This is a genomic window from Neobacillus sp. S1115, assembly GCF_055385565.1.
In genome coordinates, this window is sequence record NZ_AP038275.1 from 3,999,984 (window position 1) to 4,025,865 (window position 25,882).

Here is a 25,882-nt window from a genome sequence, read left to right on the forward strand (position 1 = left end):
GCTTGGGCTGTACACTGCCCGCTTTTTCTGTATAAATATGCTCCAAAGTAATTAGACGTAAATAGAGGCCATTTTGTTTACAAAATTTTTAAACTTTTTTAAAAAAACACAAAAAACTGGGAATTTCTATTCCCAGCACGTTGTTCCTATTCTCTTGTTATTTCTAGGCAGGGTGCCTTTTATTAATCAAGGCTTTCGAAATTCCAACTATGCACGGTTCGCCGGTTTGTTTGACGACCGACTGTTTGACTGTAACGACCCCGGTTCCATTTCCTTTATCCTGGAGATCGATGACTTCCAGTTCGACATGAATGGTATCGTGAATGAATACAGGCTGGATAAAGCGCAGTTTATCAATTCCGTAATTTGCCACTACTATTTTCGGGTCCATTTTTGTCAACCCGACCGAAAACGATAGAACCAACATCCCATGGGCAATTCTTTGCTTAAAAATTGTGTTTTTCGCGTATTCAATATCAGTATGGAGCGGATAATAGTCTCCTGTCAGAGCAGAAAACATGACAAGATCTGTTTCCGTAATCGTCCTCCCACGTGACTCCCACTTTTCACCTATTTCAAAATGATCAAAGTATTTATCGTACACCTATATCACCCTTTCGAATTGTTTTGCCTTAATACGGTTTTTAATATTTTCCCGGTTGCATTGCGTGGCAGTGCCTCGACAATTTCCAGCTGCTTCGGCATTTTAAAGCGGGCGATTTTTCCATCAAGAAATTTCTCCAAATCAGCCACTGTTATTGTTTGACTGTTATCCTTCAAAGCAACCACGGCTTTAATCGATTCACCCCATTTTTCATCCGGATAGCCGATAATCGCAGCCTCGCGGATATTTGGATGCCGGTATAGAACCTGCTCGATTTCAATCGGATAGACGTTCTCCCCGCCGGTAATGATCATGTCCTTCTTGCGGTCGACAATATAAATAAACCCATCCTCATCAAATTTGGCTAAGTCGCCTGTGTAGAACCAGCCGTTTCGAATCGCCTCTTTTGTTTCTTTCGGCTTATTCCAATAGCCAACCATCACATTCGGACCATTCACAATCAGCTCTCCCACCTCGCCAAGCCGCACATCACGGTCAAGCGGGTCGACTATGCGGACTGTGGTGTGCATTGGCTCTTTCCCGACCGAGCCATTCTTGCGGATAGTATTTTCTTTATCAAGGATGCTGACAAACGGAGCCGTTTCCGTCAGGCCAAATCCCTCGTAAAACGGAATTCCCCGTTTTTGGAAAAATTCAATCACTGTAATCGGACAAGGTGCCCCGCCGGAAACTGCGAATTGGAGCGATGAAATATCGTAGGCCTCAAAATTCGGTACACTCATTAACGCCTGCCACATCGCCGGGACTAGGAATAAGGTGGTTACCTGTTCATCATTGATTTTTTGTAAAATTCTCACCGGGTCAAAACCATCAATTAAAATATTTGCGCCACCCTTATAGATTAGCGGCAACGTAAACACGCTCATGCCGCCAATATGGAACAGCGGCGCTGCGGCGAGCGTCGTATCAGAATAATCAACAGGGGTGTTGTGGATGAAGTTAATTGCATTCCATTGGGTATTACCGTGGCTTAACATTGCCCCTTTCGGCCTGCCGGTTGTACCGGATGTGTACATCATTAAATGGATGTCATCGATCCCAATCTCAAAGCCCGGCTCATCCGGTGACGCTTCCTCCAGCAATTTTTCATAAAGCAAATCATCATCATGCGGTTGGTTCCCGACGTGGATGTATTCAAGCAAACTGGATTCCATCGTTCGCAGCTGGTCTACCAGCGGCCTCATCCGGCTGTCATAAATAAAATGATAGGCCCTTGAATCATTAACAATATAATGGACTTCTTCGGCACTTAAACGGAAGTTGATGGGCACAAAGATTGCGCCAATTTTCGCGCAGGCAAACACTGCTTCGAGCATTTCATTCGTGTTAAGAAGCAGCGCATCTACCCGGTCACCCTTCCTTACCCCTATGGAAAGAAGGGCGTTAGCTAGCCGATTGACCCGTTCATTAAATTCTAAGTACGTAAACCGTTTTTCGTTATAGACAAGCGCCAGTCTATCCGGACGAACCTTACAATGTTTCACAAGCCAATTTCCGATTCCCTGAACCATACCCAACACCCCTAATCTTTTTCCTAACTTAAAATGGTTGAATGCTTTTTCGCCGGAAGCGGGAAATCTTTGTTTTCGAATGTTTCATAGCGGCGCATCAGTTCTTGGCGCAATTCGCTTGGGACAACCAAATCGTCTACGACCAGCTCGCCTGATAGCTTGATAATGTCGTAGCTGGCCCGGTATTCCTCTCGCAGCTTTTGCACCAATGCGGCCCTTTCTTCCGGGTCAGCCACGGCTTTAATTTTGTTATAGTAAACAGCGTTGACCGCTGCTTCAGGACCCATGATGGCAATTTCCGCGGACGGCAGAGCAATCGTCGTATCCGGTTCATAGGCCGGACCTGCCATCGCATAAATCCCCGCGCCATAAGCCTTCCGGACAATCACACACATTTTCGGAACATTGGCCGTAGAGCTTGCGAAAATAAAGTTCCGGCCTTTTCGAAGAATTCCTTCTTGCTCTACCTTTGTGCCGACCATGAACCCAGGGGTATCACATAAATACAGAAGCGGAATGTTGTAGGCATCACAAGTCCAGACAAATTTAGCACCTTTATCCGATGACTCTGGAAAAATGGCTCCCCCCTTATGAAGTGGCTGATTAGCAACAATTCCAACCGTTTTCCCGTTCAAGCGGGCAAACCCGGTCACCAGCTCCTTTGCATAATTGGCTTTGACTTCAAGGAAGCTGTCACCGTCAACAATCGATTCGATTAATTTCCGGACATCGTAGGCGCGGTTTGGTTCGACAGGAATAATATTGTCTATTTCGGCTGGATTTCGTGTTGGTTCCTTAGCTGGAAATTCCTGCAGCTTTCCGTCAAAATGATCAGGCAGATAGCTTAGTAGTTTCTTAACAAGCTCGGCTGCTTCTTCTTCAGATTTCGCGATAAAGTCAGCCGACCCGCTTTTGGTTGTGTGCATGGTGGCACCGCCCAGTTCCTCGACATCCACCTGCTGTCCTGTCGCCATTTGTACCATTCTTGGCGAAGCAATCGCCATTCCAGAAATTTTGTCGACCATGATGACAAAGTCGGAAAAAACCGGCATATAGGCGGTCCCTGCAAAGCATGGACCGTAAAGCACAGCAATCTGCGGGACACGTCCGGACAGCATGCTGTGGTTATACCAAATCTTCCCGCCTGAATACTTCTCCACATGGTAGCCGCCGGCTTCATCAATTCTTCCTCCTGAAGAATCAATCATATAGACAATCGGCCGTCTGCCCCGAATCGCTGCCTCTTGAATTCGCAGGATTTTCTCGCCATGGAATTTGCCGATGGAGCCAGCCTTAACGGTATAGTCGCTGGCCATGAAAAATACAAGCCGGTCATTGATTTTGCCTGTGCCCGTTACTACCCCGTCCGCAGGTAACTTTTCCTTTGTGGCGTTGGCAAACAGACCGGTTTCATAATAGGGCTGTTCATCGTCAAAATAGAGCCTAAGCCGATCCCGGACAAACAGTTTTCCTATCTTCTTTATTTTGTCGTGGTCAGGTCCTCCCTGATAAATGCGTTCACGTTCCGCGAGGATTTTTCGTTCACGTTCCAAGGTCAGCACTCCTTTGGTAGTTTTTGAGATTGCAAGCTTCGATTTGGATTGGTTTTTAAGACTTCGGGGCCTTATTCGCTGGGACTTCCACGGGTGTCAGGATCCCCAGCTGTTTGGTAAGTATTTCATTCATGATTTGTGTCGTGCCGCCGCCGATAGTTTGAATCCTGGCATCACGCCACAACCGCTGAATCGGGTATTCCATCATATACCCATTGCCACCATGAATTTGCACCGCTTGGTCGCAAACACGATTCACCATTTCGCTGGCAACTGCCTTTGCCATTGTCGCTTCCGTGACACAGTTTTTCCCTTGACTGTACAAGTAAAGAGCCCGGTAAGTAAGGTTCCTAGCTTTTTCAATATCGACAGCCATGTCGACCATCTTGTGGCGCAGCACCTGAAACTCTGAGAGCGGCTTGTTGAATTGGATTCTTTCCTTACTGTATTGGACCGTTAGCTCGAGCGCCTTCTCGGCTGCGCCGATGCAGCCCAATGCAAGAATCAGCCGCTCATACTGAAAATTTTTCATTATATAAACGAAGCCTTCATTCTCCTCACCAATCAGGTTTTCCTTCGGCACGATGACATTGTCGAAAAAAAGTTCCCCGGTATCTGAAGAGCGCCATCCTAATTTTTTCAGGCTTTTTCCAACCGAATAACCATCTGAATTAGTCTCAACAATAAATAAACTTATATTGCGATGCTGCGGCCCTTCCTTTGTCTTTGCGGCAACAATCACATAATCGGCATTTACGCCATTCGTAATGAAGGTCTTCGAACCATTCAGGACATAATAGTCACCATCTTTTTTAGTAGTCGTTTTAATGGCGGCCACATCTGACCCGCCACCTGGCTCGGTTACCGCCAGTGCTGAGATGGCCTCCCCTTTAATCCCTGGTACGAGGTATTTCAGCTTTTGTTCGTGATTCCCGTAACGCCAAATATTGGTCATGGCTATGGTTGTATGTGAGCCAATCGCCGCACCGACCCCGCCTGCGCCGCATCTAGCGAGTTCTTCGGTAAATACAGCTTCCATGACAACATCAAGACCACTGCCGCCATACTCCTCCGGAAATTTAATCCCAAGAAAGCCCAGCTCCCCCATTCGTTTATACAGGCTTCTCGGCGTCTGGCCGTCTTTTTCCCATTGTTCAATATTTGGGGTTATTTCTTTTTCCACAAAGGAGCGAACCGTTTTCCGAAACATGTAATGTTCGTCCGTAAAAATCCAGTGACCCATCTTACCCCTCCATATCCTTCTTTTTAGGCTGGTTCTTTCATTGGTATCCGCCGAATTGGGAGACTTATCCGCCAAAATTGTAAATGTATCCGCCAATTCCAGAGACTTATCCGCTGAAACTCTACGAATATCCGCCAAATTTAATAGTTATCCGGAAAACCCTATTTCATGACCGATTTTCCTTCTAAAAATCAGGTAATATTTCTTTAATCAGACCACCCAAACCCTCTAAAGTTACCTTTTTTATAACCCCATCTGCTTCGCAATAATCTCCTTCATAATTTCATCCGTGCCGCCGCCAATTCTCGGCAGCCTGCTGTCCCTCCAAGCACGTTCAATCGGATATTCCGACATATAGCCATTTCCGCCAAAGATTTGCAGTGCGCGGTCCGCGACCCAATGCGACATCTGTGCGGCTGCCAATTTTGTCATCGAGATTTCTTTGGACGGCACCTCACCTTTTGAGAACCGGTAGGCAGTCGCATAGGTCAATTCCTTACATGCCTCAATTTGCGTTTTCATTTCGGCAAGCAGGTGGGCTATGACCTGGAAATTACCGATTGGCTGGTTGAAGGCAATTCTTGTTTTGGCATAGTTAAGCGCCATTTCATAGGAATGTTCAGCACCACCGATAGCGCCAGCCGCGCCAACCATGCGCTCACCCTGCAATTGCCACATGATTTGATAAAAGCCCTTACCCTCTTCCCCCAGCAGGTTTTCATGAGGAACACGGACATTATCGAAAATCAGCTCTGCTGTATCAGAAGAACGCATTCCGACCTTGTCGAGCTTTTTCCCGACAGAGAAACCAGGACGATTCGTCTCCACTAAGAACAACGTTATTCCCTTCGGACCCGGATCATCAGATGTTCTCGTAACGAGAGTGATGAAATCCGCTCGAGTCCCATTGGTTATGAAGGTTTTCGCCCCATTAATGACCCATTCGTCGCCTTCTCTTCTGGCCCGCGTTTGAATCCCCATGACATCCGAGCCGTTGTTCGGTTCGGTAATCCCGATGGCCGCAATCTTTTCCCCTCTCAGCGCCGGTTTGAGGAAGCGTTCATGCTGGTCCTTAGTTCCAAACTTATAAATCGGCGGCGTGGCCATATCGGTTTGGACAGCTATTGCCATCGGAACACCGCCGCAGCCGCATTTATTCAATTCCTCCGCCAGGACAATTCCGGAAAAATAATCCCCGCCTTGGCCGCCAACCTCTTCAGGATAATGCAAACCAAGAAGCCCCAGTTCCCCCATTCTCGTAAAGACGGATCGTGGAAATTCCCCCTGTTCCTCCCATTCATCCACATACGGTGCAATTTCATTTTCTACAAATTTACGAATCATTTTTCGAAGCTGGTCATGTTCTTCCGTAAAATATGGTTCATATGGCATCACTTGTTCACCTCATTTTCTTAGTTCTGCTAATAAAGAATCATCCACTTCTAATTCGAGCCGCATCATATTCGCACCAAAGCACTTGCCGAGATTATCCAGCCTTAATGAGGCTGAACCGCCGCCCTCTAATGCCTCCTTGCAAACAAAGTTAAGCGCAAGAATGTTTGGCAGTTCGTAGCGGGCCACTTCTCCCTCCACAAGTCCTATAAAATGCTCTTTCACCCGCTCAGTAGTTAGTTTTTCTAAAAAAATTTGATAGATGGCCGGGTTCGGGGCAAACACACCGATATTCACCATGTTGCCTTTATCCCCGGAGCGAGTTTGTGCGATGTCTCTCAGCTTGACGATAGCCATTGTTTACACCTCCTGCAGTTCAACTTTCACAAGATTTTCAACCTCACTCCGTGGGATCAGGGTCGACCACATCCCGAGTAACGCCCGTGGAGAAGAGTTGCCTGTAAAACCGCTCATCGATGGAGGACCATTCAAAGCCAGCGGCGGGAAGAGCCTGCTAAAACGGGCCGCTTCCTGTTTCGTCTTTGCTTTGACCGCCATCCGTAAATACACCTCATTTAATTCCTGCTCATGTTCAAAAGCGAGAGGACCACTTAAGGAGTTGTATCCAAGGAAATCTGTGCGAACTTCCTCATAGTTCCACCGGTACCTTTCCATCTGCGTCCGAATGATTTCATCCACCTTTTTTGCTTTTCGTAAGGCATCTGGCCAGGCAAACCCGACAACCACTTGCGCAGCATAGCCGTTCTCATAGCCGATGACGACCTTTAATGTATCTGTCCGCGGTTTACCTCTCACCCCTGTCACCGTCACCTGATTCAGCCCGCTATTTTCCAAATGAACGCCGGTTAGATCGACGATGACGTCTGGGGTAATATAGGCCGACGGATCGTGAATTTCGTAAAGCATCTGTTCTTTTACCGTATCAACCGTGACTAGGCCACCCTGATCCTCCACCTTACTAATGGTAAATTCACCATTTTCCGATACCTCGGCAATTGGATAGCCCATTCGGTCAAAGCCTTCGATATCCTGCCAATTGCCGCTGAAATTCCCGCCTGTTGATTGCGCCGAACATTCGAGCAAATGCCCCATAAAAATCCCGCTTGCAAGCTTATCCCACTCGTCTTCTTTCCAATCATATTCATAGATTAACGGCGCTAAAAACTGAGCGGTATCCGTCGTCCGTCCAGTAACAACGATGTCTGCGCCGGCCCGTAATGCTTCGACAATCGGCTTGGCACCGATATAGGCGTTGGCAAACTCCAATCTGTCTTTAACTGCCTCGATTCTTTCACCTGTTTCAAGATGATTAAGGGAATATCCCTTTTCTAAAAACTCAGGTATTCGGTCCAGTACATTGTCCCCGGTCACGACCGCGACTTTTAAACCGCTCATCCCCATTTCTCTAGCTACTCTTAAAATTTCCTGTTGAGCGCCAAGCGGGTTGATGCCGCCGCCATTCGTTAACAGCTTAATACCCTTTTCCTTTACAAATGGAAGCAGCGCCTTCATTTGCAGCGGCAAATCCTTGGTGAAGCCTGCCTGTTCATTTTTTCGTTTATCTTTAACCAGGATGGCCATTGTCAGCTCGGCCAGGGCGTCGAAACAAAGATATTGCACATTCCCTTTTGCCGCTGTTGCGACAGCCGCTTCGATGCTGTCCCCATAAAAGCCCTGGGCAGCCCCAATTCGTACCTTTTTCATGACAAATTCCTCCTTTCAGTAGTCGGTGCTTAGCTTTATTTGATGTGAATTCCATTTCAACAGAAAATTTTGGGGTTCAATCGGCGAATCTTATCGTGCTATCGGCGAATTTCACCTATCAATCAGCGAATTTCAGCAATTTATCGGCGAAATCTATGCTTCTATCGGCGATTCTAAAAACTCTATTTGCGTTTTTTTGCATTTTATTTGCGAATATGTGAGTTTTATTTGCGAATTTTGACTTTTATTTGCGAATGTAAGTTTTATTTGCGATTTTTCAACTTTTATTTGCGAATTGCACTGTTTTATTTACGAATAGGTATTAGAGACTAATTGAGTCCTCATTTTCCCGCCCAATTCGGCCGTCTTTTTTCCAGAAAAGCGGATGCCCCTTCTTTTAAATCCTCACTCATAAACGATACAAGCCTAAGCGTCGTCAAATAATCAAACGATTTCAGCAAATCCATCTGCTCGGTTGTAAAAAAAGCATCCAAACTTAGCTTGACCGCGAGCGGACTGAAACTCGCCAACTGCCTCGCCAGCTTCATCGTTTCCGCCTCAAGCTCATCCGGTTTTACAACTCGATGAACAAGGTTTAATTCCTTCGCCTGCTCCGCCGTAAAAATTTCCGCAGTCAGCATCAGCTCCATCATCTTCCGGTCGCCGACCGCCCGCCGGACCCAGGGCATAATCACGAATGGCACCAGCCCCAATTTCAGTTCGGTTAAACCAAGCTTGGCTTCGGTTGAGGCGATGGCAATATGGCACATCGCCACAAGCCCTGTTCCGCCGCCCAACGCCGGCCCATTGACGCTGGCAATCAACGGAGTGGTGACTTCAGCACCCAGCTTGAATAATTCCGTACTTTCGCGCCCTTCAAAATAAAGCTCCGGTGCTGTTTTCTGGAAATTTTTTTTAAAATCATTCAGATTACCGCCAGCCGAAAACGCTGTACCGGCACCGGAAAGGATAATTGCACGGATGTCCTGATTCTGGTCCGCCTCCCTTATCGCAAAAGTCAGCTCTCTTGTCGATTCCTGTGTTAGCGGGTTTCTCATTTCCGGTAAATTCAACGTAATTTTGGCAACGTTTTCAATTTCTTCGTAGCGGATCGTTTCAAAGGTCATGTCATTCACCTCTTAAATAGGAGTATCAATATACACATTGCAAAAAACGTGCCAACCTCTTTTAAGGCAAACATCCTCTATTTCTCATGAAAAAATAAACACCTTGTGCACAAAAGTGAACAGTTGTTCAAAGATGTGTACACTGTAGCGATTGTTTTATTTGAATGTAAGCGCTATAATAATAAATGTGTGAAAAGTACAAATTTTCAGATTAGCGTGGAGGTGTCTCTTTCGATTGAAAGTTAGCAGCTTTACAACCGTCAATTTTGTGCAGTTATCCCTTGAAAGCACGATACGCGACGCCATTTCTGCGTTTTTATCCCATCGGGTGGACATCGGCTGTGTAACCACCGAAGACAGGAAATTGCTTGGAATTCTACATAAAAATGCGATTTATCGGGCGTTGCTTGAAAACACACCTCTAGATTCTTCCATTCGGCCACTCATAAAACAAAACGTTGTCACGATTCAAAAAGACCAGACTTTGCTTGATGCAAGAGAAATTATGATTGAAGGCAATGTCAGTCAGGCCGTCGTCCTCAACCAGCAGCAAAATGTATTTGGAATCATGTCAAAGCTGGATTTGGTGTACTCAAACATGACCGCCTTGGAAGATACACTGAACCGCATGAAATCACTGGTTGAAAACCTGCAGGATGCGGTTATTTCCGTAGACTCCAACCTAAAAATCACAACCTTTAACCACACCGTTATAGACCTGCTGCAATTGAACGGCAAAACGCTGCTGAATGCTCCCATTGACCTGTTTCTCCCCGATTTCCGCAAAGGGTTAATTGAGACTATGAAAACGGGTCAAATTCAACAGGCAAAACGTTTCAGTTTTAAAGACCTCACAGTAATCGCTTCCTTTATTCCTATCAGAGAACTTAACCGTATTACCGGCGCCATGGTGGTATTGCGAGACGTCACCTCCTATGAAATCATTGCTGCTGAATTGGAAACGACCAATCAGCTTAAGAAGATTCTCGACAGCGCACTTGAGCTTGCCTACGATGGGGTGGCTGTCACAGACAAGCACGGGCTGATCACGATGGCCAATCAAGGGTTTCTGGATTTGTTTTCCCTTGACCAGCAAGACCAGCTTCTCGGTACCCCTATTTCAAAAATAGCACCCCAGCTTCCTTCTGAACTCAGCTTGAAAATGGATAAAAAAATTGAGGGAAAACTTATTGAAATCGACAAGCGGAAATGCATTGTCGCGCAAATGCCCATCTACCAGGATGGCCAAAAGCTAGGCGCCATTTTTAAAATCATTTTTCGGCAGCTCGAAGCCTGGCGAGACCTTCTTTTTCACATGGAAAAATTAGAAAGTGAGATTTCTTTTTACCGTGGAGAATTATCCCGTATTTCCAAAGATACGGACCCATTTGCTCACGTCATCTCACAGAATTCACAAATGGAAAAATTCAAGCAGGATGCCGTGATTGCCGCAAAATCTTTATCCAATGTGTTAATTACCGGAGACAGCGGGACCGGCAAAGAGCTGATCGCAGAAGGGATTCACCGGGTGTCAGGCTGCAAAGGCGCCTTTATTAAGGTGAATTGCGGGGCCATTCCTGAGGAATTGCTGGAATCTGAATTCTTTGGCTATGCGGATGGCGCGTTTACCGGAGCGAAAAAAGGAGGAAAGCCTGGTAAATTCGAACTGGCTAATAATGGAACACTGTTTCTCGATGAAATCGGTGAAATGCCTGTCTCCCTGCAAGTAAAGCTTTTACGAGTCTTGCAGGAACAAGAATTTGAAAGAATCGGCGCCACTAAAACCACCAAGGTAAATGTTCGGATTATTTCTGCCACTAACAAGGACTTGGCGGAGCTTGTAGAGCAGGGAAAATTCAGAGAAGATCTCTATTACCGGATTCATGTCATTCATTTACACATCCCGCCATTAAGAGAGCGACTCGATGACATCCCGTTATTGTGCCGCCATTTTATCAATAAAATTAATTTCAAAACGAAAAGGAACATCATCGGCGTCTCGCCGGAAGTAGCAAGCAGCTTGCAGCACTACCACTGGCCAGGGAATATCAGGCAATTGGAAAATGTCTTGGAAAGGGCCTTCCATTACAGTAGTTCGGAATGGATTGAAATAGAACATCTTCCACAAGAATTGAAATTACTGCCTCAAGAGCCGGTACTTTCTCCAAAATCTAAAACAACCGAGTCCCAGTTTCCTATTGACCGGAAGCAATCCATTAGCCGAACGGAAAAGGAAGTAATCCTGCAAGCTTTAAAAAAATGCCGAGGAAACCGCACAAAAGCCGCCGAATTGCTAGGAATCAGCCGAACAACACTATATCAGAAAATGAAAAGGTATCAAATTATTGAAGAATTGGAATTTCGGTTTACCTAGGGTCTGTCTTCGTATTCAACCAATCCTTTTTAGAGTGTATCTTTACACTCTATCGGCGAATTTTGAGATTCTATCGGCGAATTCTATGTGTTTATCGGCGAATCTTCGAGTTCTATCGGCGAATTTGCAGGTTCTATCAGCGAATCGCTAACTATCCCACAAAAACAACCACACAGGCAAAGCCCCATGTGGTTGTTTTTCCTCACTGCAGCTGTTTCAAATATTGCTCCTTCAACGCAGATTTTTGGATTTTGCCCGCTGGTGTCTGCGGGAGCCGGCTGACGAAAACAACCTGCCTCGGTACCTTATAATCTGCTAAATGCTGCTGACAAAATGATTTGACCTCTTCTTCGGTGATGGCCGCACCCTCTATTGGGATAATGTAATAACGGCCCACTTCGCCAAGGAATGAATCAGGCACGCCAATTCCGGCGGCAAAACCTATTTTCGGATGCGACATCAGGATATTTTCCACCTCGACAGGATAGACATTATAGCCGCCCTGAATGTACATCTCCTTTTTTCGCCCTTTTAAAATAACATACCCCTCGTGATCCAAGTAACCCATATCTCCAGTATATAACCAGCCATCCTCAGAAAATGCCAGCCTTGTTTCTTCTTCCAGCTCAAAATACCCCTTCGCCCGGCAGCCACCCTTCACCGCAACTTCCCCGACTTCACCACTCGCAAGCTCCTTTTGTTCCACATCGACAATCTTCAAGCTAAAATCGCCGATTGGAACGCCGATACTTTGCTGCACTTTTTCAAGAGAGTCAGTTAACCTGGTCATGATGCAGGCTCCAGACGTTTCACTAAGGCCATATAAATTGATGATTTTTGCGTTTGGAAATTTCGTTTCGATCATTTCACATTGGGTAGGATCGACATTGGATCCGCCGGCAATGCAGACCTTAACGGAACTTAGGTCATATTGATTAATATGTTTATGGTTTAATAGCATGAGGTACATCGTCGGCACTCCGCCAAAAATGGTAGGTCTCACCTCATGAATAACCTGCAAGATCTTTTCCGGAATAAACTCAGGTACTAGGACAATACTGCCAAAACTTACTAATAAGGCATGGACCGCACAGGTAATGCCTCCGACATGATTTAACGGTAAACTCCCTACTGTGCAATCCCCCGCTCCAAGCGACAAATGGTCTGCCTGGGCTTTGGCCGACGCCAGAATACTGCGGTTGGTGATCATTGTCCCCTTTGGCTTTCCGGTGGTGCCAGATGTATAGATGACAACGGCTGTATCCTCTTCCAACACTTCTTGCTTTGCGGCCTCAAGCCTGCCCCGCTCAAGCGGCCTAGCCAACAACTCTTCAAAGGATAGACTTCCTTCAAACCCATATCCTATGAAAATATATTTTTCCACTGTCGGAAGCTTATCTTGAAACTTCTCGAAAAATTCGGCAAAATTAAAGCCGTGATGGCCGGAGATGGATACAATTCCTTTTGCTTTTGAATTGTTAAGCATATACTCCAGCTCTGAATCTCGGTAGCGGACATTCAGGGCCACCACGCCGACACCGATTTTGGCTGCCGCGAAATACGTATACAGCCATTCCAGTTGGTTTAACGCCAAAATGGCCAATTTGTCGCCTCTCTCAAATCCCTCCTGGAGAAGGGCCGACGCCAATACATCGGTGACGTCATCCAGTTCCTTATAAGTAATCCGTTGGTCTTCATAAATTAAAAATAGCTTATTCGGGAACCTATCAACGGCATTCGCCAATACTTTATGAACAATCCAGTCCTGCAAAAACATCCCCCCTTTTAAACTACTGGATTATTAGAATAAAGATTTTTAAATTGCTCCCGCAACACATTCTTTTGGATTTTTCCGGTCGTTGTCTGCGGAAGCTCGGTTACTATTAACACCTCTTTTGGGACTTGGAAGGTCCCTAGATGTTCTTTGCAATGTTTAAGGATTTCCTCTTTCGTCGCTACCTCCCCAGGTTTTAACACAACAAATGCCGTGACAGCCTCAATCCAGCGTTCATGCGGCAAACCGACTGCTACCGCATTTAATACTTTTGGATAAGACAATAGCGCTTGTTCTACCTGAATAGATGCTACATTTTCCCCGCCAGTCTTAATCATGTCCTTCTTCCTGTCCACAAAAACTAGCAGCCCATCCTCGTCAAAGTACCCTAAGTCCCCGGTATGATGCCAGCCGAACTGCCGTGACCGCTTCGTTTCTTCCGGATTATTGAGATAGCCGGCCATAACATTTGGACCGCGGTGAACGATTTCACCCACTTCATTTTTTCCTAGCAGGTTTCCATTGTCGTCCATTATTGCGATGTCCGTAATCAAGGATGCTGTCCCCCAATATGGACCTGATTTTCGCAGTTGGTCCTCAGGTTTAAACACACATGTAGCCGGATACATTTCGGTCTGTCCCGACCCTAATGCAAACTCACAGCCTAGTTCACTGATTCCTTTTTCCAGCGTATTGCGGTCCATTGGGGCCATGGCGTAGAGGCAATAGCGCAGGCTTGATAGGTTGTATTTTTTAAAAGAAGGATGGTAGAGAAATGCCCGGTACATCATCGGGAGGCCAAACATCCAGGTAATCTTCTCCTTCTCGACTGTTTTCATAAAGGACTCCGGTTCGAAGCCTTGGATTACCACCACTGTTGCGCCTAAGTGGAAAAAGGACGAGACAAGCGTGTGCTGAGCACAATGGAACACGGGCATCATCATCGTCGCAATATCGTCCTTCGCCATCCCCGCTTCAATAATATTGGCCAGACTGGCAATAAACACAGCTTGATGGTTAATGAGGACTCCTTTCGGTGAGCCAGTCGTTCCACTAGTAAACATGATTTGGGCCAGGTCACGGTCCCCAATCTCCACTTCCGGTTCTTCCGTATGGTCGGAATTTAAGGCATGCTCAAATTTTTCAGCCTCAGTGGCACCCTTTCCAATAATGAGCAATTCCGGACACATGCTTGAAAATTCTTCTTTTTTGTCTTGTAAAAATCCCTCGTCACAGATAAGGACTTTTGCGCGGACCTCTGCAAGAATATACGACTTTTCGTTAAAGGATATCCCTGGATTAATCGGAACCCAAACCAAACCCGCCTTTGCGATTCCAAAAATGGCAACCAGAAACTGCCAACTATTTCCGCAAATAGTGGCAACCGAATCTCCTTTTTCTAACCCGAGGTCCAACAGGTAGTTCGCAAAGCGGTTGCAATCTTCATTAAACTCTTGATAGGAAATCCTTTTATCCCCTGAAATGATGGCCGTTTTGACTGGATTTTTGGCTGCCGTCCTGCGCACAATATCGCCGATTGCCACTCGATTTAAGATGGTGATTTCACTCATGAGCTTCCCCCCGTTTTTTCAAATTACTCCTTAATACATGAAATCGCTTCCATTTTTGCTTACGTTAAAAAATCTTCATTCCGATTAAAAAAGGTTTATTTTTTTATCCGATTGCCTTCCAATCTTACATGCTCAGAAACCTCCTTAACTATGGTTTCAATACCTACTTTAAGAAATGCAAGAATTGTACCAGTTATTTTAAATGGGGCACATACTTTCTGACGCCATATATATACAGTTTCTCCTTGAACAAATGTTATAAAAAAAACACAGTTGTATAGTTTTATAAACAGTTTGATTGTAATGGTAAAAAACAAATAAAAAGCGATGCCGCCATGGACATCGCCTGTTTTTCACCTAAACTCCTCTTTTATTTCCCCACAAAAAAGTATGCAATTGCGGAAGAACCTTCACATTATTCATTTCGGAGTCCTGCATGACCTTGTCTATCAGTCTTTCATATTTATTAATAAGATGCAGAAGCAGCTCCTGATTATCCATTGTTGACAGATGATCATTACCAACCTGTACAAAGAAGGGAACATCCGGATAACGGAAATGAACTGCTCTGGCATATTCATAATCAAGATCATCAAATACCACAATCTTTAAGCTGAATTGTTGCGCTAAATTATTTTGTGTAAGTTTCCCAATGATTTCATCTAAAATTTCAAAATCCGTCTCCATTTTCGAGCTTGGCGGCTTGGGGGAAATGGTTAATTCATCAATCTCATAAAACCACTCCTGCCACCTGCTCCCTTGGGTTTCGAGACCAATTTTTATTTGATTATCTTTTAGGATCTTAATGAATTCATCGAGATTTTTCAATAACGCAGGATTCCCGCCTGAAATTGTGACAAAGGAGAAATTCATGCCGCCGATTCGCTTCATCTCTTTCCAAATTTCCTCTGCTTCCATCATGCGAATATCATTTTTACCGGTGCCATCCCAGGTAAAGGCGGAGTCGCACCAGCTGCAGGAATAATCACAGCCAGCAGTTCTTACAAACATCGTTTTCTGGCCGATGACCATCCCTTCCCCTTGGATGGTAGGTCCGAAAATTTCCATTACGGGTATTTTACTCAACTTCCATCCACTCCCGTCTAGCTTCCGCATAGCTTGTCGGTGTCTCAAACAACCGAACAAATTCCACTCTTGCGCCACTATACTGATTCTTCCGCTCTTCTTTCGTAAGCGCCTCAGCCATCTTTTCATAAATCCAGACCACCATGTTTTCAGCCGTGGTATTCATTGGCGGTAAGGTTTCATTTAAATAGCGATGATCCAGATGAATTTCAATTTCATTTTTCCAAATATCTTTTATCTCCCCGAAATCCATCATCAAGCCACGGTCATCAACGTAGCCGCTGATTCCAAAAATGACTTTATACGTATGGCCATGAAGGTTTTTGCATTTGCCTTCATAGCAATGCAAATGATGGGCAGCATCAAATGTGAATTCTTTGCTCACAAGAACACGTTTGTGATGGTATTTCAATTGACTGCGGTTGATATCTTCATCTATTTTTTGGAGTTTATCGACAATTCGAAAGCCATACATTGCGTTACAACTCCTCTCGTGTGCTTAAATATTGATCAAGGCCGCGTTTTCTTAGTTTACAAGCCGGGCATTCACCGCAGCCATCGGCAATGATCCCGTTATAGCAGGTTAATGTTTTTTCCCTAACAAAATCCAAGGCATTCAGATTATCTGCCATTTGCCAGGTTTCAGCTTTGTCCAGCCACATTAATGGGGTATGAATAACAAATTCCTTGTCCATCGACAGGTTCAATGTGACATTTAAGGATTTTATAAAAACATCACGGCAATCAGGATAACCGCTAAAATCCGTTTCACAAACACCGGTAACAATGTGCTTAGCCCCAACCTGGCTTGCCAGCACCCCTGCAAAAGAGATGAATAACAGGTTCCGTCCCGGTACAAAAGTGGAAGGCAATTCACCATTTTCTCCATCCTTCACCTCAATGTCCTTACGTGTTAAGGCGTTTGGTGCCAGTTGGTTTAACAATGACATATCTAAAATATGATGCTCTATTCCAAGTTCATTCGCGATATTTTGGGCACACTCAATTTCAAGTTTGTGCCTTTGATTATAGTTAAACGTAACCGCCACTACTTCTTCAAATCGTTCCAATGCCCAAAACAAACAGGTGGTGCTGTCCTGTCCGCCGCTAAAAACTACAACTGCTTTATCTTTCTTCATCATAAATTCTCCTTTAAATAGAAAAACAGGACTACTAAAGAAAGCAGTCCTGTTTTCCTTAGTTTTTTAAAGAGGGTAGCTAGAACCTCTACCGCAGGGTGCGGATTTTCTATTTTTCATTCAACTATATGATTATAAACCAATTTATAAATTTTTCAATCTGCTTGACGATATTTCCACATTTTTTTTAAGCATTAATAATTAACTTCCTAATATGAAAATGACGCCAATCTAGGCGCCTATTCTTTAATTTAAGATATTATGTGGCATCAGTTGCTCTTGGACTGCTTTCAAATCCGCCTTTCTTATGAGAACCATCACAAAATGGCTTTTTACTGGACAAACCGCAGCGGCAAAGATAAACTTTCCCCTTTTTGGAAAATTCATTTCCTTCTGAATCGGTTAACTGAATATCACCTGTTACGACCAACGGACCATTATCTGAGATTTTTATTTGATTATCCATACCTATCATTCTCCTAACTTTTAATTATTGAAAAAAACTCGGCACGTAAATCAGATCGATTTTCAAATATTCCTCGGAAACTGGTAGTTGTCGTGAACGCATCAGATTTTTTCGTTCCCCTGCTGCACATGCACATATGCTTTGCTTCGACGACAACCATCGTTCCTTTCGGTTCCAAAACCGCTTCCATTGCTGTTGCGATTTGATTTGTCAGTCTCTCTTGTACTTGGAATCTTTTAGCATACCCGTCAACCATCCTGCCGATCTTGGATAAACCTGTAATTTTTTCATTTGGAAGATAACCTACATGGGCCACCCCAAAAAAGGGAGAGAAATGATGTTCACAAATGGAATAAAACTCAATGTCTTTCGTTAAAATCAACCCTTTATGATGAATATCAAATGTCTTTTCCAAATGTAGTTTCGGGTCCTCATGATACCCTTCTGTATATTCCAGAAATGCTTTTAGAACTCTATATGGTGTGTCTTGCAATCCATCTCGGTCGGGATCATCACCACATAGCTTTATTAATTTCCCAATTGCATCCGTAATCCTATTGACCTCCATATAGCTTTCATTCGCCTCAAGTGACAATGAATTAAAAATTTTTGGAAATTTCCTGCACAAAATAAGGAATTGATCATGGGTCATTTTCACACCATTCCTTTTGTTTAATTGGACTTTTCATCCTCTATGATGATCCGCGGTATATTTCCATCGACAGGCTCATTTATTTGTACATGAAAGGAACAACAGCCATCCCCATTTTGAAGACGCTGCTCTCTTGTTACCTTACATCCCAGCAAATGAGTCAGAACAGAAACAGTAACACTGCACAGAATTGGCCGCCGTAAAGCAACATTATGAAATGGACAATTCCGCTCAATCAGGTAATAATCTGTGTCCTTACTTTCAACATCCATATAAAAGTCGTTTTTTATATAAAAATCCTTGAGGACTTTTAATCGATCGATTGTACTTAGCCCAAACATTTTCGGTTCCCATTCACGAACTCTTTCTTCTATCATGGCGGACAGTACTTGTTTCAGCGCGTTTTCTCCCAAGTTATTGACCATGGTATCCAAAACTTCTATTGTTAAGTGATCGTAATTTTTTTCAAAAAGATGCTCTCCAGCGGTGGTCAAACGATAGCGTATATGCGGGCGTCCAATTCCATTGCTTTTTTCAGCAAACCGGCTAATCCAGCCATCCTTTTCTAATTGCACGAGATGCTGCCTTACGCCTTCACCAGAAATATCCAGTAATGAAGCAATTTCACTCATCGATGATGCTCCATTACTTTTTATGACATGTATAATTCTCCTCCTCGGTTCTGATAAGTGTTCTGCCTGAAAACTCAACATTTTACCTCCCCGCTTTTTTCTTTTTCTTAAATATATATTCACGACCCCAAATAATAGTTCAAGTTTTTTATTGAAAAAATTGATTATTTCATTTCCAAAAGGTTTGCGTGTTGGTACTTGATGCAAAAAAAACATCCCTCTTCAATTGAGGAATGTTTTATTAATTAATATTTATATGTTTCAAAACTGCACCCTTTTGTTTTTCTTATAGTTTTGTCTGCACTGACTGCAATTTCCGCTCCATCGAATGTTCCTTGTCACGACGGTCATCAATTCGGAGATTTGTGCAGACTCTCTGCAAGCCTTTTTGGAAAGGAACCTCATGAATTTCTTGGACAATTTTAAGCAGTAATGTTAAATCCCCTTCAATTAACGTGCTCATCGGGGTTAACTGGTACTTCACACTGTCTTCGTATTGCTGAAGAACCTTATGTATTTCTGCAACATATTCGCTGACACTTGTTGTGCCTGTCCCTACAGGGATAACCGTTATATCAATGATAGCCATAGCTTCATCCTCCTAATTCTTTATATAAAAAGAATATCATATGAAATGGTGGGGACAAAAATTCGCAGACTTAGTTAGCAAATTATCTTTTCATTTGAATCTGTTTAATATGGGCCTGTTTAACGTTAGAATCGGCCAGTGAAAATTTATGTAAATTAGTGTACATCCTGTCGATTTCTATTTGTGTCATTATGTTCCTTGTATTTGTAATTTCTTTTTTTATGGATGATAGCAGAGCATTTCTTTTTAAAACTTTTACATTGGGAGAGGTTACATTTATTTTCTTTAATGTGCAGCGCTCGCTAAAGACAATATAGGATTTAAATAGAGTTTCATCAGCTTTTCCCAATGCAAACTTTAACGCGTTAATATGTGCTTTATTTTGCCAGATAGGGTTGAAGAATTTTTCTTTTTGTTTGTTCGGAAAAATTTGCATCCAATGTTTGCTTTTTTCATCACCAAAAATCCAGCCGCTGTAGTTTTTGGATTCAAAGACATAAAGACCTGTTTCGTGGAGCATGATTAAATCTACTTCTGTGGTTGTTCCATCATGCTTTGGTAAATAAAGATTAGTTAATAGCCTTTTGGGTCCCTTTAATTTTTCTAGTTCCGCAAAAGTTAAAAATTCTCCGTAATTTCCCTTATTAAATAATGTTTTCAAGAAAGTATTCCCACTTGCTTGTTGATAGCTTGAGTTTTTGAATTTTAGGTATTTGGGCACAAAAAATAAGAGTACCAATAGCAAAAATAGAATAATAAGACTCATTTCTTTTTTCCTTCTTTCTAAATATCATTACAAGACTATGATACTAAATTTTTGACAAAAAGGGACATTTTCCCTATTTTTATCAGAAGGAATTTTTAAAAATTATTATCTTATCAATTCTTCATTTTTATATTATTCTAAAAATAAAACCTCTGGAGGAAATCAGAATGAATACCTATTTTATAGCCGGTCACGCCAAGCTGCCAACCGGTATGGCTGCCAGAAGCATTTATGAAACGCTGACGATTACGGCTGAGATTGATAAGCATTATGGAGTGATTGTGGATGCATCCTGTACGCTGGCTACGGAACATGGTCGTGATTATATTTCTAGGCTGTTGAAGGGGTATAGTTTGCGTCATGGAATTGACAAGCCACTCGAAGACTTAAAGAATGGCTATTTAGGAAAAGCCAATCACGCACTGATTGCAGCGCTGAAGGATTTGTACAAGCAATATGAGACAATGAATCAATGACTATTTCGATGATATCCATGGCGAGTATTTTTGGATGACCATTGCCAGTTGGAGTTAAGGGTGTGGCTTTATACCTTTTTATAGGGCCATTTTTTACTTTTTCCCCCTCTGTGATGGTCTTATGACCATTTCATAGGACACTTCCTCTCATCTTTCACTGACGTTCTGGTCTTATAACCCTTTCATAAGACCATTTTCCATGAATCTCCACCAACTTTGGTCTAATAACTAACCATCCCTCCATCAACGAAACAATAAAGGAGCGAATGGTTAAAACCAATCCGCTCCCCCAAAAAACCTAAACAGTAACTTTCTCACTCTCAAACGGCCAGGTCGGCAGCATGTTGCTCAGCGCCTTATCCTCACGATACCCCAGCACATATTCCGCCTGCATAACCGTATGAATTTCCCGCGTTCCTTCGTAAATGACCGGCGCTTTAGAGTTCCGCAAAAAGCGCTCCACAGGGTATTCGCTTGAATAACCGTACGCCCCGTGGATTTGCACCGCATCATCTGCCGCTTTATTGGCAAAATCACATGCCTGCCATTTCGCCAGCGACGTTTCACGAGTATTGCGCACGCCTTTATTTTTCAGCTCACCGGCACGATACACAAGCAGACGGCTCATTTGCAGGCCGGCTTCCATATTAGCAATCATTTGCTGAACCAGTTGGTGCTTGCCGATTTCCTTGCCAAACGTTTTCCGCAATTGACAATACTTCACGCTTTCTTCCAAGCTCGCCATGATCAAACCCACAGCCCCGGCTGCCACTGTAAAGCGTCCATTATCAAGCGCTGACATGGCAATTTTGAAGCCTTCCCCTTCCTGGCCAAGCAAGTTTTCTTTCGGAACGCGCACCTGATCAAAGAACAATTCCCCGGTATTGCCTGAGCGGATTCCGAGTTTCCCTTTTATCGCCTTAGAAGAAAAGCCAGGCATCGTCCGCTCCACAATAAAGGCGGAAATTCCATGGTGCTTCTTCTCTTTATCCGTATAGGCAAACACGATAAAATGGTCCGCCACATCACACAACGAAATCCATGTTTTCTGGCCGTTTAAAATATAGTAGTCGCCATCCTTCACAGCCGTTGTTCCAAGCGATGCCACGTCCGACCCCGCACCAGGCTCCGTTAATCCAAACGCTCCAATCTTTTCGCCTTTGGCCTGCGGAACTAGGTATTTATTATTCTGTTCCTCAGTTCCCCATTGCAACAAAGTCATGCTATTTAATCCGATGTGAACGGATACGGCAGTACGGAAGGCGGTATCGCCTCTTTCCAGTTCCTCACAAACAATCGCCAACGAGTTATAATCCATGCCGCTGCCGCCATACTCTTCTGGAATGCAAACCCCCATCAAATCCAGTTCTTTTAAACGCTGCCAAATGACCGGATCAAAATAGCCGCGTTCGTCCCACTCTCGCATGTTCGGATTGATTTCCTTATCAACAAAGCTTCTTACCATTTTTCTTAACATTTCTTGCTCTTCTGTGAATTCAAAATTCATCACACATTCTCCCCCTGATTTTTTTAAAATTCAACTTCACCACTAGGCCATTTTTTAAATAATGTTATCCGCTTTTAAACGGCTAATCTCCTCAAATGTAAATCCCACTTCCTGCAAGATTTCATCGGTATGTTCACCAGCCATCGGCGGATGACGCTCGACCCTTGTCTCGGTTCTAGAAAGTTTAATAGGCGAGCCAACGAGCTTTACCAGACCTGCCTCTGGATGGTCTACTTGCACGACCATATTCCGGGCCGAGACCTGCGGGTCGTCAAATACTTGGTCAATTGTGTTGATAGGACCGCATGGAATATTGTTGGCAGAAAATAGCTCCATCCAGTCGCTGACCTGCTTTAACTGGAGCTGACTATTTAAGATTCTCGTAAGCTCCTGGCGATTTTCGACTCTTGCCTCATTGGTACGGAACTTTTTATCCACCGCCAGTTCGCTTAGCCCAATTACTTCACAAAGCAATGCAAACTGCCGGTTATTCCCGACGGCTATGATCAATTCACCGTCTGCGGCGGAAAATGTGGAGTAAGGCACGACATTCGGATGGTCATTCCCAAGCCTCCGTGGCACCTTACCTGAAATCAAATAATTGCTGGCGACATTGGCAAGCGAGCTTACCGCCGTATCCATCAGAGACATATCGATTTTTTGGCCACGGCCCGATTTTTCACGCTCAAACAAAGCGGCTTCAATAGAAATTGCCGAATATAAACCCGTTAAAATATCGACCATGGCTACGCCAATTTTAAGCGGGCCGCTTTCTTCGGTGCCGGTAATGCTCATTAGGCCGCTCATACCCTGGATGATATAGTCGTATCCTGGCAAATGGCTATATGGCCCTGTTTCCCCGAATCCGGTAATGGAACAAAAAACGAGCCGGGGGTTTATTTTTTCCAAAGAATCGTACCCGAGCCCCCATTTTTCCATCGAGCCTGTTTTAAAATTGTGAATGAGGACATCCGCTTCCTCAGCTAACTTACGGATAATTTCTCTGCCCTCGTCTGACTTCAAATTAACGGTGATGCTGCGCTTGTTCCGATTGGCACATAAATAATAAGCGCTCACTCCGTTTTGAAACGGCGGGCCCCAGAACCTGGTTTCATCACTGCCGCCCGGGGCTTCTACCTTGATGACATCGGCACCAAGGTCTGCCAAAATCATCGTACAATTGGGCCCAGCCAGAACCCTTGTTAAATCTAATACTTTTACACCTGCTAGCGCTCCACTCAAATAATCCACCACCTGTTAAAAAATCAAAAAAGCCAGCCCAAACACACTTTAAAAGTGGTATGGACTGGCTTACGATCCATGATAGCAGCCGGCTAAGGCTGGTTCTGGAAACTTATCAGTCGAATGTTATGTTTTGAATACATCTCCATTACCTTCCGCTGACAGGCTGGATAGGATGAAGTTGTTTTTATTTTACAAGAATTTTCAGAATCATTCAAGTAAAAATTTACTTAAATATAGTTTTTGTTAATGCTATTTAAGCGAATTTCATGTTTTTGCCGTCTTCTCTTTTTACGATTCGTAAGTTCTTTTTCGTAAAAATAATGAATGATAAAGTAGGAAATCACACCAAGTACAATCCCGAAAATCGACATTCCGATTAATGTATGGATACTGCCGTGGAGAAACCCAACCAATACAGTAAAATCACCGTGCATTAGTTTTTGAAAAGAAAAAGGATTGTGGTGTCCGATTCTAACCTTTATTGGAAAAAATAATTTCCCCAGCTTACCGGCAAATGGAAGCAAAATGACTGGAAGTAATGTTAATTTTCCGATGACGTTTCCAATTATAGAAGCTGGAAGCGAGCCTTTTGCTATTCGGACAGCTGGAATAAACAAAATATATATTAATGAAGCCGTTGAAATGACCAACATTTCTAAACCGAAACCAATTGCGAATCCCAAGGCAACCTTTTTGGCTCCTCCGGGAGAACGAAGCAGTTTCATGAAGTTAAGTTTAAATGCACGTCCAAGACGTTGAAACATATTATACCTTCGTTGTTTTGTATTCATGCCTTTGACCCCCGGTTGAACGAATTCCGTCTAAAATTAGTATTTCCTGTCAATATGAATTCCATAGATATTTGAAACATAAAGAGGTCTTATTTAACGTTTACATTTATAGTATATTACAATTTCGTGTATAAAACTAGATAAAAATACTAAGGTTTGCACGATTCGCGTTTTGTCGAAATTGCTCCGAAAGCTTGTTATTCCGACATTTTCCAGCAACAAAAAAGCCGGCCAAATACCGCCGACTTTTTTGCCAATTTCTTGTAATTACTTATCCAGCATTAATTTTAAAATAAGCTCATCTGTCTGTCTTGTTCCTTCATTTCCAAGCTTGCAGAAGCTTTCAATATTTTCTAGCCATTACCGGCATTATGGAACCAGTCATTCTGGCATCAGGACCAGCTGCAAACATCGATGATATGTACTTTCTTTCTAAGCAAAAATAGATTATACTCAATTAACCAACATTTTCATAAAGGAGATAGAATCGATGTCTGAGAACCACCAACCGGAAACAGAAAAAAAGAAAATTAGCCTGCAGGAATTGGCTAAACAGCAGCTGCAAAACAAAAAAAACCAAGCCGCAGCCAAAGGAAAAGAGAATGGCAGTCTGCAAACTCAAAAAATGAAAAGCCAGCAAACTAAGAAGCCAAGCAACACCCGCAGAAAAATGGGCTCTTAATGAACGGGCAGAATCGGAAGGACATAATTCCTGGGATTACCGTTGATATTGTTTTAAAAAAGGACCAAAAAACGGGCAAACTCACAAGAGGCATCGTCCAAGATATTCTAACCAAGTCCCCTAACCATCCCCACGGCATTAAGGTTAGACTGACTGACGGGCAAATTGGACGAGTCCAAGAAATTCACAACTAATTTCTCGCAAAAAAGCACACAAGTTCATGACCTGTGTGCTTTTTTATATTCTAAGACCACTTTTAATTACCTACAAACTTCCCTATGGCTACCATCATTGTTGGGATAATCTTTGTCGCTCAAGATCAAGCAGATGCGTCTTCATCTCTAATCCACCGCGGTAGCCGGTCAACGAACCATTTTTTCCAACAACACGGTGACATGGTACAGTTATTAACACTGGATTAGCACCAATGGCGGCTCCCACTGCTCGAACAGCGGCTGGTTTATTTATTTTGTTTGCGATGTCAGAATAGGATTTGGTCTCTCCGAACGGAATTTCACAAAGGGCATTCCATACAGCGACTTGGAAATCAGTTCCATGTAAATCATTCGGTACGGTGAAATTCGTTCGCTTCCCTTCAAAATATTCTATTAGTTCGGCTGCATACGGCTTTAGCTTCTTCTTATCTTCCATCAGCGGGCTGCCAGGAAACCGTTTTTCTGCCCAAACAGCCAATTCCTCAAACGGCTTGTTTTGTGAGCCGACATAACTAAGTCCCTTCACTGTTGCAGCAATATAGAAATTCCAAGGATGATGATTAAATAATGACCAATAGATTGGAGTCTTATTAGTTTGTGGTGTCATTTTGTTTCCTCCGATTCATGTAATTGACGGAAATAAGCGGGTGAATAACACCTCTGTCACTATTATATCTCTGAAAATAGCAGAACGAACTATTAAGATGATTAAAAAGCAAGAAATTGAAATGATATACTTGT

General features: G+C 43.5%; 26 protein-coding genes and 1 riboswitch. Of the genes, 4 read left to right on the forward strand and 22 right to left on the reverse strand.

Annotated elements, in window-relative coordinates; translation table 11 throughout:
• Window positions 1-163: 163 nt before the first annotated feature.
• The 8 genes from ACZ5B7_RS19340 to ACZ5B7_RS19375 all read right to left on the reverse strand — a co-directional run bounded on the left by ACZ5B7_RS19340 (window position 164) and on the right by ACZ5B7_RS19375 (window position 9,176).
• Complete coding sequence (locus tag ACZ5B7_RS19340; RefSeq protein WP_464490648.1) at window positions 164-604, reverse strand: MaoC/PaaZ C-terminal domain-containing protein; 441 nt, start codon at window positions 602-604, stop codon at window positions 164-166.
• Between the two features lie 5 nt (window positions 605-609).
• Complete coding sequence (locus ACZ5B7_RS19345; protein WP_464490649.1) at window positions 610-2,136, reverse strand: acyl-CoA synthetase; 1,527 nt, start codon at window positions 2,134-2,136, stop codon at window positions 610-612.
• Window positions 2,137-2,159: 23 nt separating this feature from the next.
• A complete protein-coding gene (locus tag ACZ5B7_RS19350; protein WP_464490650.1) occupies window positions 2,160-3,698 on the reverse strand; it encodes an acyl-CoA carboxylase subunit beta in 1,539 nt (512 codons plus the stop codon).
• Between the two features lie 46 nt (window positions 3,699-3,744).
• Window positions 3,745-4,932, reverse strand: a complete 1,188-nt coding sequence (locus ACZ5B7_RS19355; protein WP_464490651.1) for an acyl-CoA dehydrogenase family protein — start codon at window positions 4,930-4,932, stop codon at window positions 3,745-3,747.
• Window positions 4,933-5,175: 243 nt separating this feature from the next.
• Window positions 5,176-6,324 (reverse strand): acyl-CoA dehydrogenase family protein, encoded by a 1,149-nt coding sequence (locus tag ACZ5B7_RS19360; RefSeq protein WP_213145452.1) that lies wholly within the window; start codon window positions 6,322-6,324, stop codon window positions 5,176-5,178.
• Window positions 6,325-6,336: 12 nt separating this feature from the next.
• Entirely contained in the window at window positions 6,337-6,681 is a 345-nt protein-coding gene (locus tag ACZ5B7_RS19365) for an AtuA-related protein (protein ID WP_378584814.1), read from the reverse strand.
• A gap of 3 nt (window positions 6,682-6,684) precedes the next feature.
• Window positions 6,685-8,049, reverse strand: coding sequence for an acyclic terpene utilization AtuA family protein (locus ACZ5B7_RS19370; RefSeq protein WP_464490652.1), 1,365 nt, complete (start codon window positions 8,047-8,049; stop codon window positions 6,685-6,687).
• A gap of 341 nt (window positions 8,050-8,390) precedes the next feature.
• Complete coding sequence (locus ACZ5B7_RS19375) at window positions 8,391-9,176, reverse strand: enoyl-CoA hydratase/isomerase family protein (RefSeq protein WP_464490653.1); 786 nt, start codon at window positions 9,174-9,176, stop codon at window positions 8,391-8,393.
• Window positions 9,177-9,411: 235 nt separating this feature from the next.
• On the opposite strand from ACZ5B7_RS19375, the gene ACZ5B7_RS19380 reads away from it, so the two are divergent.
• Entirely contained in the window at window positions 9,412-11,550 is a 2,139-nt protein-coding gene (locus ACZ5B7_RS19380; protein ID WP_464490654.1) for a sigma 54-interacting transcriptional regulator, read from the forward strand.
• Between the two features lie 202 nt (window positions 11,551-11,752).
• Here the strand turns inward: ACZ5B7_RS19380 and ACZ5B7_RS19385 are convergent, their stop codons facing one another.
• From ACZ5B7_RS19385 to ACZ5B7_RS19430, 10 genes are all read right to left on the reverse strand, one after another.
• Window positions 11,753-13,321, reverse strand: a complete 1,569-nt coding sequence (locus tag ACZ5B7_RS19385; RefSeq protein WP_464490655.1) for a class I adenylate-forming enzyme family protein — start codon at window positions 13,319-13,321, stop codon at window positions 11,753-11,755.
• A 14-nt stretch (window positions 13,322-13,335) separates the two neighbouring features.
• Window positions 13,336-14,895, reverse strand: a complete 1,560-nt coding sequence (locus tag ACZ5B7_RS19390) for an AMP-binding protein (protein WP_464490656.1) — start codon at window positions 14,893-14,895, stop codon at window positions 13,336-13,338.
• 357 nt (window positions 14,896-15,252) lie between these two features.
• Window positions 15,253-15,981 carry a 7-carboxy-7-deazaguanine synthase QueE gene (gene queE, locus ACZ5B7_RS19395; protein WP_464490657.1) on the reverse strand — a complete coding sequence of 243 codons (729 nt, stop codon included), beginning with the start codon at window positions 15,979-15,981 and terminating at the stop codon, window positions 15,253-15,255.
• Window positions 15,974-16,456, reverse strand: coding sequence for a 6-carboxytetrahydropterin synthase QueD (gene queD / locus ACZ5B7_RS19400; protein WP_464490658.1), 483 nt, complete (start codon window positions 16,454-16,456; stop codon window positions 15,974-15,976). Before queD ends, queE begins: the two co-directional genes overlap by 8 nt.
• 4 nt (window positions 16,457-16,460) lie before the next feature.
• Window positions 16,461-17,120, reverse strand: coding sequence for a 7-cyano-7-deazaguanine synthase QueC (gene queC, locus ACZ5B7_RS19405; RefSeq protein ID WP_213146033.1), 660 nt, complete (start codon window positions 17,118-17,120; stop codon window positions 16,461-16,463).
• 52 nt (window positions 17,121-17,172) lie between these two features.
• Window positions 17,173-17,215: riboswitch (PreQ1 riboswitch) on the reverse strand.
• Window positions 17,216-17,379: 164 nt separating this feature from the next.
• Window positions 17,380-17,586: a CDGSH iron-sulfur domain-containing protein gene (locus ACZ5B7_RS19410; RefSeq protein WP_464490659.1), complete on the reverse strand. Its 207-nt coding sequence runs from the start codon at window positions 17,584-17,586 to the stop codon at window positions 17,380-17,382.
• A 13-nt stretch (window positions 17,587-17,599) separates the two neighbouring features.
• Entirely contained in the window at window positions 17,600-18,154 is a 555-nt protein-coding gene (folE, locus tag ACZ5B7_RS19415) for a GTP cyclohydrolase I FolE (protein ID WP_464494530.1), read from the reverse strand.
• 104 nt (window positions 18,155-18,258) lie between these two features.
• Window positions 18,259-18,951 (reverse strand): helix-turn-helix transcriptional regulator, encoded by a 693-nt coding sequence (locus ACZ5B7_RS19420; RefSeq protein WP_464490660.1) that lies wholly within the window; start codon window positions 18,949-18,951, stop codon window positions 18,259-18,261.
• Window positions 18,952-19,156: 205 nt separating this feature from the next.
• Window positions 19,157-19,459, reverse strand: coding sequence for an MTH1187 family thiamine-binding protein (locus ACZ5B7_RS19425; protein ID WP_464490661.1), 303 nt, complete (start codon window positions 19,457-19,459; stop codon window positions 19,157-19,159).
• Window positions 19,460-19,541: 82 nt separating this feature from the next.
• Window positions 19,542-20,120, reverse strand: coding sequence for a nuclease-related domain-containing protein (locus ACZ5B7_RS19430; RefSeq protein WP_464490662.1), 579 nt, complete (start codon window positions 20,118-20,120; stop codon window positions 19,542-19,544).
• Window positions 20,121-20,392: 272 nt separating this feature from the next.
• Between ACZ5B7_RS19430 and ACZ5B7_RS19435 the strand changes: the two genes are divergently transcribed.
• The gene (locus tag ACZ5B7_RS19435) at window positions 20,393-20,701 is read left to right on the forward strand and encodes a DUF3870 domain-containing protein (protein ID WP_378584800.1); all 309 of its coding nucleotides are present in this window, start codon (window positions 20,393-20,395) and stop codon (window positions 20,699-20,701) included.
• A gap of 298 nt (window positions 20,702-20,999) precedes the next feature.
• On the opposite strand, the gene ACZ5B7_RS19440 is transcribed toward ACZ5B7_RS19435, so the two are convergent.
• From ACZ5B7_RS19440 to ACZ5B7_RS19450, 3 genes are all read right to left on the reverse strand, one after another.
• Complete coding sequence (locus tag ACZ5B7_RS19440; protein WP_464494531.1) at window positions 21,000-22,208, reverse strand: acyl-CoA dehydrogenase family protein; 1,209 nt, start codon at window positions 22,206-22,208, stop codon at window positions 21,000-21,002.
• A gap of 54 nt (window positions 22,209-22,262) precedes the next feature.
• Window positions 22,263-23,450 (reverse strand): CaiB/BaiF CoA transferase family protein, encoded by a 1,188-nt coding sequence (locus tag ACZ5B7_RS19445; protein WP_464490663.1) that lies wholly within the window; start codon window positions 23,448-23,450, stop codon window positions 22,263-22,265.
• Window positions 23,451-23,680: 230 nt separating this feature from the next.
• Complete coding sequence (locus ACZ5B7_RS19450; protein ID WP_213118997.1) at window positions 23,681-24,244, reverse strand: DUF2062 domain-containing protein; 564 nt, start codon at window positions 24,242-24,244, stop codon at window positions 23,681-23,683.
• 490 nt (window positions 24,245-24,734) lie between these two features.
• Here ACZ5B7_RS19450 and ACZ5B7_RS19455 point away from each other — a divergent pair, with 490 nt between their 5' ends.
• Window positions 24,735-24,926 carry a hypothetical protein gene (locus tag ACZ5B7_RS19455; RefSeq protein WP_423798571.1) on the forward strand — a complete coding sequence of 64 codons (192 nt, stop codon included), beginning with the start codon at window positions 24,735-24,737 and terminating at the stop codon, window positions 24,924-24,926.
• The gene (locus ACZ5B7_RS19460; protein ID WP_423798572.1) at window positions 24,926-25,120 is read left to right on the forward strand and encodes a YwbE family protein; all 195 of its coding nucleotides are present in this window, start codon (window positions 24,926-24,928) and stop codon (window positions 25,118-25,120) included. The genes ACZ5B7_RS19455 and ACZ5B7_RS19460 overlap by 1 nt, the downstream gene beginning before the upstream one ends.
• A gap of 94 nt (window positions 25,121-25,214) precedes the next feature.
• On the opposite strand, the gene ACZ5B7_RS19465 is transcribed toward ACZ5B7_RS19460, so the two are convergent.
• Window positions 25,215-25,748 (reverse strand): methylated-DNA--[protein]-cysteine S-methyltransferase, encoded by a 534-nt coding sequence (locus ACZ5B7_RS19465; RefSeq protein ID WP_464490664.1) that lies wholly within the window; start codon window positions 25,746-25,748, stop codon window positions 25,215-25,217.
• Window positions 25,749-25,882 lie beyond the last annotated feature (134 nt).

Coding starts and splice junctions, on each gene's coding strand:
- ACZ5B7_RS19390 (WP_464490656.1), bottom strand. CDS start 14,895: ATGAGTGAAATCACCATCTTAAATCGAGTGGCAATCGGCGATATTGTG.
- ACZ5B7_RS19360 (WP_213145452.1), bottom strand. CDS start 6,324: ATGCCATATGAACCATATTTTACGGAAGAACATGACCAGCTTCGAAAA.
- ACZ5B7_RS19450 (WP_213118997.1), bottom strand. CDS start 24,244: ATGAATACAAAACAACGAAGGTATAATATGTTTCAACGTCTTGGACGT.
- ACZ5B7_RS19440 (WP_464494531.1), bottom strand. CDS start 22,208: ATGAATTTTGAATTCACAGAAGAGCAAGAAATGTTAAGAAAAATGGTA.
- ACZ5B7_RS19365 (WP_378584814.1), bottom strand. CDS start 6,681: ATGGCTATCGTCAAGCTGAGAGACATCGCACAAACTCGCTCCGGGGAT.
- ACZ5B7_RS19435 (WP_378584800.1), top strand. CDS start 20,393: ATGAATACCTATTTTATAGCCGGTCACGCCAAGCTGCCAACCGGTATG.
- folE (WP_464494530.1), bottom strand. CDS start 18,154: ATGGAGGTCAATAGGATTACGGATGCAATTGGGAAATTAATAAAGCTA.
- queC (WP_213146033.1), bottom strand. CDS start 17,120: ATGAAGAAAGATAAAGCAGTTGTAGTTTTTAGCGGCGGACAGGACAGC.
- ACZ5B7_RS19460 (WP_423798572.1), top strand. CDS start 24,926: ATGAACGGGCAGAATCGGAAGGACATAATTCCTGGGATTACCGTTGAT.
- ACZ5B7_RS19345 (WP_464490649.1), bottom strand. CDS start 2,136: ATGGTTCAGGGAATCGGAAATTGGCTTGTGAAACATTGTAAGGTTCGT.
- ACZ5B7_RS19410 (WP_464490659.1), bottom strand. CDS start 17,586: ATGGATAATCAAATAAAAATCTCAGATAATGGTCCGTTGGTCGTAACA.
- ACZ5B7_RS19465 (WP_464490664.1), bottom strand. CDS start 25,748: ATGACACCACAAACTAATAAGACTCCAATCTATTGGTCATTATTTAAT.
- ACZ5B7_RS19425 (WP_464490661.1), bottom strand. CDS start 19,459: ATGGCTATCATTGATATAACGGTTATCCCTGTAGGGACAGGCACAACA.
- ACZ5B7_RS19355 (WP_464490651.1), bottom strand. CDS start 4,932: ATGGGTCACTGGATTTTTACGGACGAACATTACATGTTTCGGAAAACG.
- queD (WP_464490658.1), bottom strand. CDS start 16,456: ATGTATGGCTTTCGAATTGTCGATAAACTCCAAAAAATAGATGAAGAT.
- ACZ5B7_RS19375 (WP_464490653.1), bottom strand. CDS start 9,176: ATGACCTTTGAAACGATCCGCTACGAAGAAATTGAAAACGTTGCCAAA.
- ACZ5B7_RS19420 (WP_464490660.1), bottom strand. CDS start 18,951: ATGTTGAGTTTTCAGGCAGAACACTTATCAGAACCGAGGAGGAGAATT.
- ACZ5B7_RS19455 (WP_423798571.1), top strand. CDS start 24,735: ATGTCTGAGAACCACCAACCGGAAACAGAAAAAAAGAAAATTAGCCTG.
- ACZ5B7_RS19370 (WP_464490652.1), bottom strand. CDS start 8,049: ATGAAAAAGGTACGAATTGGGGCTGCCCAGGGCTTTTATGGGGACAGC.